At 66.2% G+C, this 10,011-nt stretch carries 11 protein-coding genes and 8 pseudogenes; 1 reads left to right on the top strand and 18 read right to left on the bottom strand.

The genetic code is table 11. The annotated features are described in order from the left end of the window. Positions 1-21: 21 nt before the first annotated feature. The 18 genes and pseudogenes from AAFL97_RS24090 to AAFL97_RS24155 all read right to left on the bottom strand — a co-directional run. Positions 22-261 (bottom strand): annotated as a pseudogene (locus tag AAFL97_RS24090) (3-isopropylmalate dehydratase small subunit); the annotation flags it as partial. A gap of 40 nt (positions 262-301) precedes the next feature. Continuing rightward, the gene (locus AAFL97_RS24095) at positions 302-442 is read right to left on the bottom strand and encodes an aconitase family protein (RefSeq protein WP_341647270.1); all 141 of its coding nucleotides are present in this window, start codon (positions 440-442) and stop codon (positions 302-304) included. 7 nt (positions 443-449) lie between these two features. Next, positions 450-959 (bottom strand): annotated as a pseudogene (locus AAFL97_RS24100) (aconitase family protein). Continuing rightward, positions 943-1,483 (bottom strand): annotated as a pseudogene (locus AAFL97_RS24865) (aconitase family protein). The pseudogenes AAFL97_RS24100 and AAFL97_RS24865 overlap by 17 nt, the downstream one beginning before the upstream one ends. Positions 1,484-1,792: 309 nt before the next feature. Further along, the gene (locus AAFL97_RS24115) at positions 1,793-2,485 is read right to left on the bottom strand and encodes a LysR substrate-binding domain-containing protein (protein ID WP_341647262.1); all 693 of its coding nucleotides are present in this window, start codon (positions 2,483-2,485) and stop codon (positions 1,793-1,795) included. 293 nt (positions 2,486-2,778) lie between these two features. Next, complete coding sequence (locus AAFL97_RS24120; protein WP_341647263.1) at positions 2,779-3,180, bottom strand: peptide deformylase; 402 nt, start codon at positions 3,178-3,180, stop codon at positions 2,779-2,781. Beyond that, positions 3,177-3,338 carry a peptide deformylase gene (locus tag AAFL97_RS24125; RefSeq protein WP_341647264.1) on the bottom strand — a complete coding sequence of 54 codons (162 nt, stop codon included), beginning with the start codon at positions 3,336-3,338 and terminating at the stop codon, positions 3,177-3,179. The genes AAFL97_RS24120 and AAFL97_RS24125 overlap by 4 nt, the downstream gene beginning before the upstream one ends. 49 nt (positions 3,339-3,387) lie before the next feature. Then, a complete protein-coding gene (locus tag AAFL97_RS24130) occupies positions 3,388-3,936 on the bottom strand; it encodes a hypothetical protein (protein WP_341647265.1) in 549 nt (182 codons plus the stop codon). A 260-nt stretch (positions 3,937-4,196) separates the two neighbouring features. Beyond that, positions 4,197-4,418 (bottom strand): hypothetical protein, encoded by a 222-nt coding sequence (locus AAFL97_RS24135; protein ID WP_341647266.1) that lies wholly within the window; start codon positions 4,416-4,418, stop codon positions 4,197-4,199. A 59-nt stretch (positions 4,419-4,477) separates the two neighbouring features. Continuing rightward, positions 4,478-6,631 carry a Rieske 2Fe-2S domain-containing protein gene (locus AAFL97_RS24140; protein ID WP_341647267.1) on the bottom strand — a complete coding sequence of 718 codons (2,154 nt, stop codon included), beginning with the start codon at positions 6,629-6,631 and terminating at the stop codon, positions 4,478-4,480. 727 nt (positions 6,632-7,358) lie between these two features. Continuing rightward, entirely contained in the window at positions 7,359-7,517 is a 159-nt protein-coding gene (locus tag AAFL97_RS24870; protein ID WP_445954551.1) for a transposase domain-containing protein, read from the bottom strand. An 83-nt stretch (positions 7,518-7,600) separates the two neighbouring features. Next, positions 7,601-7,756, bottom strand: a pseudogene (locus AAFL97_RS24875) (IS66 family transposase); the annotation flags it as partial. Beyond that, positions 7,741-8,037 (bottom strand): annotated as a pseudogene (locus AAFL97_RS24880) (IS66 family transposase); the annotation flags it as partial. The pseudogenes AAFL97_RS24875 and AAFL97_RS24880, both read right to left, overlap by 16 nt. Next, positions 8,033-8,422 (bottom strand): IS66 family transposase, encoded by a 390-nt coding sequence (locus tag AAFL97_RS24885; protein WP_445954553.1) that lies wholly within the window; start codon positions 8,420-8,422, stop codon positions 8,033-8,035. The pseudogene AAFL97_RS24880 and the gene AAFL97_RS24885, both read right to left, overlap by 5 nt. After that, positions 8,353-8,499, bottom strand: a pseudogene (locus tag AAFL97_RS24890) (hypothetical protein); the annotation flags it as partial. The gene AAFL97_RS24885 and the pseudogene AAFL97_RS24890, both read right to left, overlap by 70 nt. Before the next feature lie 7 nt (positions 8,500-8,506). Then, positions 8,507-8,737: pseudogene (locus tag AAFL97_RS24895) on the bottom strand (hypothetical protein); the annotation flags it as partial. A gap of 270 nt (positions 8,738-9,007) precedes the next feature. Next, positions 9,008-9,328: an IS66 family insertion sequence element accessory protein TnpB gene (tnpB, locus tag AAFL97_RS24150; protein WP_445954552.1), complete on the bottom strand. Its 321-nt coding sequence runs from the start codon at positions 9,326-9,328 to the stop codon at positions 9,008-9,010. 24 nt (positions 9,329-9,352) lie between these two features. Further along, a complete protein-coding gene (locus AAFL97_RS24155) occupies positions 9,353-9,670 on the bottom strand; it encodes a transposase (protein WP_341647268.1) in 318 nt (105 codons plus the stop codon). Positions 9,671-9,812: 142 nt separating this feature from the next. Between AAFL97_RS24155 and AAFL97_RS24900 the strand changes: the two are divergent. Beyond that, positions 9,813-9,999 (top strand): annotated as a pseudogene (locus tag AAFL97_RS24900) (DDE-type integrase/transposase/recombinase); the annotation flags it as partial. Positions 10,000-10,011 lie beyond the last annotated feature (12 nt).

Raw genomic sequence — 10,011 nt, forward strand, 5'->3', positions numbered from 1 at the left:
GAAGTTCTCCCGCGTCAGCAGGGGATCCGGGCGCCCGCGTAGCGGTGCTGGTTCAAGGAAAGTCTGCGCAGCGGCCTCTTCGAGACATCCTGCCCGGGGCTCTCCCCGGTCCGCGTAGCGCCATTCGTCGAACAGGTTGTCGCCAAACCCGGTGCGCCGGATCGACTTCATGAACTGCTTGGGAATGATGGCGTCGGTGTCCACGTTCGCCCGGTCCAGCGGCACCACCAGCGAATGCAGCGAGGTGAAGCGCTCCATCATGGTCGGTCCTCCAGGGTCATCACACCGCCCAGCCGGCCGGTCACGGCAGCGGCAGCGGCGGTCGCGGGCTCACCAGGTGGCTGCGTCCACCGGCGCCCTGCCGGCCTTCGAAGTTGCGATTCGACGTGGAGGCGCAGCGCTCCCCCGGCCCCAGCCGGTCGTCGTTCATGCCCAGGCACATGGAGCGCTCAGCTCCCGCCACTCGAACCCCGCTTCCGTGAAGACCCGGTGCAGTCCTCGGACTCGGCCTGTGCCTTGACCAGCCCAGAACCGGGCACCACCAGCGCCTGTTGCACGTAGGGCGCACGGCGGCGCCCTCGCACCACCGCCGCTGCCGCGCGCAGGTCTTCGATGCGCGCATTGCGCAGGAGCGATGAAGACCTTGTCCACCGCGATTTCGCTGAATGCCATGCCCGGCGCCAGCCCCATGTAGGTCAGCGCCCGCTCCATCCCGGCGCGTCGCACCGCATCGGTCTGTTCGGCCGGGTCCGCACACGGCCATCGACCGCTGCCACCATGTCGGGTGAAGTGCCCCAGGTCACCATCGGCCGCAGCGCTGTGGCATCAATGGCGAGGCTGCGCTCGAAGCTCGCGCCTTCGTCGCTCTTGAGCGTCTTCCAGCGCCGCACCGCCCGCTCCCACAGCGGGCCGCTGGGCGCATAGGGTCTGCCGCGCAGGTAATCAGCCAGTCTTGCCATCGACACCGATCAGCCCCACGCGCGCACCCGCTTCGATGGCCATGTTGCACAGCGTCATCCGCCCCTCCATGGAAAGGGCCTCGATGGTGCTGCCGGCGAATTCGATCGCATGGCCCGTAGCACCGCCGGTGCCCACCATCCCAATGAAATGCAGCACGAGGTCCTGGCGCTCACGCCCGCCGGCAACGCGCCATCCACCCGCACCAGCATGCGCTTCATCGGCCGCAGCCTCAGGCACTGGGTGGCCAGCACGTGTTCCACGTCCGAGGTGCCGACGCCAAGGCCAGCGCGCCGAAGGCGCCATGCGTGCTGGTGTGCGAATCACCGGCCACCACCGTCATGCCCGGTAGGGTCGCACCCTGCTCCGGGCCCACCGCCGTGGATGATGCCCGGCGGGCGTCGTGCAGGCCGAACTCGGTGACGCCGAACGCTTCGCAGTTGATGTGCAACTGCCTCACCTGCTCGCGCGACAGCGGGTCGCGGATGCTGTCGATGCTGCCGCGTTCGGCCCGCACGGTGGGCACGTCGATCGGCCACGGCGATCACGTAGACGCCCGCCAGGGCCGCCGACCGGACAGGCGCAGTCCCTCGAACGCCTGCGGGCTGGTGACTTCGTACACCAGGTGGCGATCGACGCAGAGCAAGGCTGGCCATCGGGCGTCTCCTCGACACAATGGCTTTGCCAGAGCTTGTCGAAGAGCGTCTGTGGTGCGGGAAGAGGCTGGCATGTCGATCCGGGGTGGCCATCGAAGCGGGGGTATCCAGTCTATGAAGAGGCCGCACCAGGCGGAATGCCGTATCGGCGTCGGCAGCCTTGCCCAAACGCGAAAGCATCAGCGGCGCTTCTCGCTCTGCACCGCATCACGCCGTTCCTCGCTCTCGGCCGGCAGCAGGTGCTCCACCAACGCGCGCGTGACACGCGGCATGGCTTCGAAGTCCTGGACGGCCAGCAGCAGCTCCCGCTGGGCCCAGGGCTCCCGGATGCCGATGGTCGCCGTTTCCAGGCTCCGGGCCAGCGGCGTGGCCGCGCCTTCCGGCAGCACCGCCAGACCGAAACCCGCCGAAACCATCTGGCAGATCGCATCGAAGCTGCGCACCTGGATGCGCACACGCAAAGGCGCTTCGCTTTCCGCATGCAGCGCCACCCGCTCGGCCAGCGAGGTGCCTTGCGAAAGGCCCACGAAGTGGTGGCGTTGCGCTTCGGCGAACCGGATCTGCTTCTCTCGCCGGCCAGGGCATGGTCGGCCGGGGCCACCAGCACCAGGCGGTCCCGCCGGTAGACCCCGGGTCGGCAGGCCCAGCGGCGCGGTGAGGTCCGCGAAGATGCCCACGTCGGCGCGTCCTTCGAGCACCGCCATGACGATGTCGCGGCTGTCCTGCTCCCGCATCTCGATCGCCACGGCCGGATGCAGCTCCGCGAAGGCGGAAAGGTCCCGCGGGAGGAACTGGGTCACCGCCGAGGTGTTCGCCCACAGCCGCACGGCGCCGACCACGCCGCGCGCATGGTCGGACAGCTCGGCGACCATCTCCTCCACATCGCCCAGGATGCGGCGGGCGTGGCGCTGCAGCGCCTGGCCGGCGGGCGTCGAGCTGACGCCCCTGGAGTGGCGCTCAAGAGCGGCGTGCCCACCGCCGCCTCGAGGTCCGCGATGCGCTTGCTAGCCGGCGCCCACGGCCATGCGCGACAGCTCGGCCCCCTTGCTGATGCTGCCGCAGCGCGCCGACAGGCCGAACAGCGACAGCGAGGCCAGGCTCAGCCGGTTCAGGTTCATGGGACACGCACCTGGCCTAGCTGCCGGGTGCAGCGCCACACCGGCTTTCACCGCCCCTCGAAGTCGGCCACCGTGTATTCGTAGGTGCCGGAAGGGCCACAGACCTCTGAAGCGTAGGCCAGCGCCGTTGCATCGGGCATGCGCGCCGGGTACAGAACGCCGTCCAGATGGTCGCACTCGTGCTGCAGCAGCGTGGCGTGAAAGCCATGGCACTCGCGCTCCATCCATTCGGCATCGGTGTTCTGGTAGCGGATGCGGATGTGCTTGAAGCGCGGTACCTGCGCATACAGGCCCGGCAGGGACAGGCAGCGCTCCCAGAGGTCGACCTTTTCGTCGCCCAGCGGGGTGATGGCCGGGTTGATCAGGGCCGTCCGGCACCGGCGCCATGTCCGCGCCCTTCGGCATCCGGCTGGCCGGCAGGCAGTACAGCACGATCCGCAGGGGCTCACCGATCTGGGGTGCCGCTGGCGATGCCGTTCACGTCGTCGAGCGTATCGCGCATGTCCTGCAGCAGGTTATGGACGGTCTCGCTCGCCGGATCCTCCACCGGCGACGACACCAGTGCCAGAGCGGGATTGCCCATTTTCAGGATGGGTTTGACTGCCATGGGGTACCTGTTCTTTCTTGTGTTGGCCCGGGTGCCTGGGCCGGGATGGTCAATCCGTGCGCGTCACCAGTTGCGCGTGCAGGGCTTCGAGCGATGGAGGCCCCTTGAAGAAGCCTTGTTCCAGCACCTGGACGTCACCGATCCACAGCGACTGGTCGAAGACGACGCCGTCGGGGTGGTTCTCGCCGCCACCGGCCTCCCACCACGGCAGGCCCATGCCGATCGCGTTCGTGCCCGCCATGCGGATGTCTTCGATGAATTGCTCACCCGTGAAGCGGGCCGAAGGGTGGAAGCCGTAGGTGAAGTGGATGAAGGTGCCCAGGCCACCCTCGCCACTGGCCCGCTTGAGCGAGCGTTCGAAGCTGGTGTGGTCTTCGGGAGCGGCACCTTCGATGCCTGTGATCACCCCGTTGGCCAGGATGGTGATGGGCTTTCTCAGGCGGCGGTATTGCTCGTCGAACAGCGCCTGCACCACGATGCGGCCTTTCACCGAGTTCTTGGTGGGGTACAGGCTCCGCGCGCCCGGCACCGTGTCCATGCCCGGCTTGTCGCAAACGCGGGAGCGCTTGAGCTTGACCTTGTCCAGCACGAACTTCACGTCGGTCCCCTGCGGGCAGGGAAACGCACGGTCTCGCCCGCGGCGCAGCCACGAATTCCATGGCGAGGTTGAACTCGACCAGGGCGCCGAAATCGACCGTGCCGTACAGGCGCTCCAGGCTGTCGGCCCGGGTCAGGCAGATCAGGCCATAGCGGCAGCGCTTGGCGCTCATGGCCGCGTCGTGGATGCGCGAGCCCGCGTGGTAGGGGAAGCAGAAGTCCAGCCAGACGTCTGATGCGACGACGGCGGCCGCCAGCGAGTCACCCGTAGGGGTCCGAGAGGCCACCCTGGTACGGCAACCTCGGCGCCAGGGCCACCAGCGGCTTGCCACCACGGCGCATCACGGCCTGAACCACCGCGTCGATCAAGGTGCGATCGACGGTGGAGTCTGCGGTCAACAGAACGCTCTCGCCCGCGCGCACGGCGAACTGGTTCCCCACCAGGCAGTCGGCCGCTCGGGCCAGTCGTGGGTGTTCAAACATGTCTTTGTTTCCTCGATGCGGCGACCGCTCGTCGGTCGCCAGTTGTCTTGCAGAACGGCTCAGAAATCCAGCACGATGACGGGGGTCTTGGAGCGGGACACGCACACCGCCATGCAGTTGCCTGCGGCCCGCACCTCCGGGTTCAGGAAGTTGTCGCGGTGGTCGGGCGTGCCCTCGGTCACGTCGAGCACGCACATGCCGCATTCACCCTCCCGGCAGGCATGGGGCACGTCGATCCCGGCGTCCAGCAGAGCCTGCAATGCGGTCTTGCCCACCGGCACCGGGATGGGCGCCTCATGGCCGGTCACCCGGATTTCGAAAGGCGCGTCCCCCTCCGCTGGCGCCACTGGCGCATCGTCCACGCCAAAGCTTTCCCAGTGGACGGCGCCCGGCGCCGCATGGGGCTGCGCCAGCGCCCGGGTGAGGTCGATCAGCGGCCGAGGGCCACACACATAGACACCCTCATCGGCTCGCAACGCCCCCAGCCGGGCGTCCAGAGCGGCCCGAACCTGCGCGGCATCCAAGCCCAGGTGCAGATGCACCCGGTCGCTCAACGGCCCATGGTCCAGGTCGTCCACGAAGGCGGCACTGGCCCGTGCCCGGGCAAAGTAATGCAGCTCGAACGAATGGCCGCGCCGTGCCGCTTCCTGCGCCATGGCGAAGATCGGGGTGATGCCGATGCCGCCAGCCACGAGCACCAGGTGGCGCTCCTGCCAATGCACGGGGAACAGGTTGAAAGGGCCCGCCATCTCCAGCGCATCGCCGGGCCGCAGCGCATGCACCGCCGCCGAGCCGCCCCTGGACCGCTCCTCCTTCTTGACCGCCAGCGCATAGACGCCCTGCTGGCTCGCGCGATTGCACAGGGAGTAGGCGCGATCCAGGCCGCCCGGCAGACGAATGCGCACGTGCGCGCCTGGCTCCCACGCAGGCAGCGCGCCATCGGTACGCGCCAGCGTCACCGAGACGACGTCGTCCGCCTCGCGCTGCAGCGCCTGCACCACCACCTTGCAGCGGCTCGTTTCGCTCATCATGCGGCCCTGGTTCGCAACGGTGCTCAGTCCTGCTTCGCCGGACCGAACATGCGCGTCACGTAGCTGGACAGGAAGTGATGAATGGGCTTTTCCATCACCGACAAAGGCCCCGGCTCGTAGTTCGGCAGCGACATGGCGCGCTGCATCGACTCGATCATCGAACGGTCTTCCTCGTAGATCGCCAGCTGGTACTTCTTGTAGACCTCCACCTTTTCCTGGAAGTTGTCGTGCGCGAAGAATTCCTCGGGGAACATCATGTAGATGCTCACCTCGCACTCGTTGGGCCCCACGGGCCAGGCCGTGATGATCTTGACCATGTCGATGCGGCCGAACAGTGCGAGATTCGGTGGATAGAACGCCGTGCACGCAAAACTGGCTGGCTCCTGCTCGAGCCATGGGGCCTTTGCCGAACAGACTCACGCCATCCGGTGTCGAAGCCGAAGACGAGTAATGCATGGTCAGGCCACCACCGGGGCTGCAGGCGCAGGTTCTCGGGAGTCCAGGAAAAGCGTGCTCAAAGGTCTTCACATGCAGCACGTTCACATGGTAGTAGTCCATGAGGTTTTCATGGAAGAACTTCCAGTTGCACTTGAGCGTGGTGCGCGTGATGTCGGCCAGGCGGCAGTTTTCGGCGTGCAGCATACCGAAGTCGCGCTCCAGGTGTTCTATCGCTTGCTCGAAGGGCTTGGGCTCTTCGGCGAAGTTGATGAAGATGCAGCCGCGCCAGATGTTCAGGTGGATGCTCGGCAAACGGCAGTTCGACGGATCGAAGTCCTCGGTGTCCTTCATGTAGGCCGCACCGGCGAGGCGGCCGTTCAGGTCGGTGGTCCAGCCGTGATAGGGGCACTTGAAGTTGCGCGCATTGCCCTCCCCGTCAGCGATCTCCACGCCCCGGTGGCGGCACATGTTGTGGAACGCATGGATCTCGCCCTCTTTGTTCTTGGCGATGAGGATCGGCTTGCCCAGGATGCGCTTGGCCTGGCAATCGCCCGGGTTCTGGTACTGCTCCACCCGGCCGATGAACAGCCAGTCCTTCATGAAGTACTCCTGCACTTCGAGCTGGTACACCTCGGGCGAGGTGTAGATGTCGCCCGATATGTGGCGGGACCTTTGGACTTCCGTCTTGTTGATGCCGATATCGCCTCGTGGAACGAATCGGATAGGCTGGGCTTCTTGTGTCATGAACGATCTCCATGTCGTGGGAGGATGGACCCTGTGGGCATGCCATATCGACCGCTATTTTTTTGATCATTCTATACGATCGTATTATTCAGATCAAGAGGCTGCATCCTGCCAGTACATATTGCACTGGTGCTCCTCAGCGAGGTGAACCTACTAAATCGTAAGCGTCGCCTCAGCACCCTCTTGACGAGGAGGACAGGAGGTATTCCAGACGTCCACGACGTGGCGCAGCAGGGCGAAGCCGACGCGCCAATGGGTGCCGTCGCCGGGGTCGATGGTGGCGGTGCGGCTGTTGATGCGCGGACTATGGTGCCCACCACGGTCTGCAGGTACTGTCTTCGAAGGCGACCTTCTCGCCGCAGCGGAAGCCGTTGCGCGTCGGCCGCGGCAGCGGGCGGCTCAGGAGCCACCGCTTCGAGGATGCGCTGCCGGATCGGGTTGCGGCGGGTTCGATCGCGCGGCGTAGGGCAGCTCCTCTTTGCGTTCCGCGCAAGTCCTGCAACGTGATCCTGGGCCTCGCGCATGGCCACGACCTTGCCCTCGCGCAGGCTGCCATCGCCAGTCCACAAAGCGCACCGTCTGCCCCAGGTGGATGTCCCTTGCGTACGGCAATGATGCGCCGGGGATCGGCCAACAATCGCTCGATCAGCGTGCTCCAGCTGGAACAGCTCCAGGCTGCTGGCGTTCTGCAGGACGTCCAGCACCCGCGGGTCGATGCCGGGTGCGTTCATGCTGCCCGGCGCTGTTGTGCCGGGTTGGCCCCTGACTGCATCAGGTTCCAGGGCAACAGCTCGTCGATGCGGTTGATGGGGTGATCGGCAATCCGGTTGAGCACCTCACACAGGTAGACCTCGGGCTCCATCCCATTGAGCTTGGCGGTCTGCACCAGGCTGTAGATCGCGGCCGCGCGCTCGCCGCCACCGTCGAGCCCATGAACAGATAGTTGCCTCGCCCCAGCGCCACTCCACGCAGCGCCCGCTCGGCAGCGTTGTTGTCCATCTCGATACGGCCGTCATCGCAATAGCGCGTCAGGGCCTGCCAGCGCGTGAGGCTATAGCCGATGGCCTGCGCCAATTCCGATTTGGCCGACACCCGTCCCAGCAACTGGCTCAGCCAGGCGTGCATCTCCTGCAGCAGCGGGCTCGCCCGTGCTTGGCGTTGGGCCTCGTCGCACCTCTGGTGAGCTTGTCCCCTCGAATCTCGCGTTCGATCGCAGACAGCCCGGCGATGCGTCTGAGCGCCTGCGCGGCGATGGAAGTTCTCGTTGCTTGCCGCTGCTGAGGTGCAGATCCCACCAAGGCCTGCGCGCGTGGTGCCCAGCAAGCGGCCTCGGTGATCTGGCCTGATCCGTAGAGCTTGCCCCAGCCTCCATAGGCGTCTGCCTGCAGGATGCCTCGGTATTCAGCCGCAGGTGCCGCTGTGGGTGTTCACCCTTGCGGTCCGCGTGTACTGGTACCAGGCTGCAGGAGGCTCGCTCGAACCGATCGGGCGGTCGTCTCTGACGTATACCCACAAGCGCCCGGTCTTGGTCTTGCCCCGTCCGGGCTGCAGCACCGACACCGGGGTGTCGTCGGCGTGGATCTTGCGTGGCCGCCAAGGTGTAGCGCCCCAGCGCCGCCACCAGCGGGTCCAGCAACTGATCGGCCTGATCGACCCAGCCGGCCAGCGTGGAGCGGTTCCAGCCCAACGCCGCTGCGGGCGTAGATGCCGCTTCGACGGTACAAGGGCAAGTGGTCGCAGTACTTGGAGACCAGCACATGGGCCAGCAGGTTCAGCGCCAGCCACGGCCACGCGCAATCGGGCGACCCGGTGCGCTGGGCCTGGAAGATCGTCCTGGCAAGCCACACAAACCAGCTTAGGCCGTACATGCCGGATCACCTTGAAGTGTGCCGGCACGTACTCCAGCTGCTCCGAGACCGGGTTGCCCGATTCTGCGCAACCGGGCACTCGCAGGCGTGCAGCCGCAGGGCTGGCCCGCACTGTCGTGATGGCTGTTGCTGACCTGGGGCAGTGTTCCTGGACGTCGCGCGGCAGATGCGCCGGCAGACTGCGGTCGATCTGCGCGTCATTGGCGGGGCCTGTACCGAGGCCACCTTGGCATCGCATGCCAATGCGGCTTCGTCGCCATCGATCAAAGTTATATGTGCCGCCCACTGTTCACTGGAGGTGAGCGGAACTCAGGCACGCTCGCGACGGAGCAGTTGCCACCTTGAGCTTGTCGACCATCAGCTTGAGCAGCGGCTCCTCGCTATCGCGCGCTCGATGATACGCAGCAACTCTTCGCGGCTCGGGTGTGATGGGGTTTTGTCGCACCAGCTCGCTTGTGCCGCTTCACCCCCAGTCCGGCTCCATCGGGAATGACCCGCAACGCCTGCTCTACGCGGCCAGCTCTGGCCGATGTCGCGCGCCGGCATGCCGCCAATCGATGCCTTCGAGCAGCATCGACAATTGTGCAGGTGTCAGCGACACGCCACCGCCCGAGGCCTGAGGCCAGACGAAGCGCCCGCGCTCGAGTGGCTTGCTCAGCAACAGCAGGCCCTGGCCATCGAACCAAAGCACCTTGAGGATGTCGCCGCGCCGGCCGCGGAAGACGAAGACGTGGCCACTGAACGGGTTCTCGCTCGGCGCGGTCTGCACCATCGCGGCCAGACCATCGAAGCCTTTGCGCATGTCGGTGTGTCCGGCCACGATCCACACCCTCGTGTTCGCTGGCAGGCTCGATCATGCGCGCAGCGCGGTCAGCACCGTCGTCAGTTGCGCGGCATCGACCTGACCACTCAGGCGGATGACGGCACCACACAGTTCGATCTCCACCGTCCCTGTGGACGGTTGGGCAAGGGTGGTCGCCACCACATCGGCGCAGGGCTGCTGTGCGAGAACGGTCACGGGCAACAGCGCCTGGGTTCCGGACTGCCAATGACCCAGCTTCATCCAGTGACGCAGCAGATTGGCACCAACGCCGTTGCGCAGCGCCAGACCAGCGACCGATGCACCTGGTCTGCTGGCCTGTTCGACCAGCCAAGCCTTGAAGGCCCACAAATAGATGTGCTCAGCCGTTGCGCAGGGTGCGCCCGTCAACCTTCGGGTCCGTTCCACTCAGGGGTATGTCCACTGTCTTGCATATGGACGCATGCTGACGTGCTCCCTGGCACCTGGCAACAAGTGGCCTTGAGGCCACGCACTAAATCGGCACTTCGATGGATGACAACCCGATCAGACCTGGGTGGTGGGCATCACGTACGTGCCCACCCGGCGAGGGTTGGTTGTACCTCGCTGCGGTGATGGACCCCGACTGGCTGGCGCATCGTGGGCTGGTCGATATCCGGGCCATCGACGCCAATTTGGTGTGCACGGCCCTGAAATCGGCGTTTTAGCAGCGC

The sequence above is a fragment of the Thauera sp. SDU_THAU2 genome, from assembly GCF_038260575.1.
In the GTDB taxonomy this organism is placed as follows: domain Bacteria; phylum Pseudomonadota; class Gammaproteobacteria; order Burkholderiales; family Rhodocyclaceae; genus Thauera.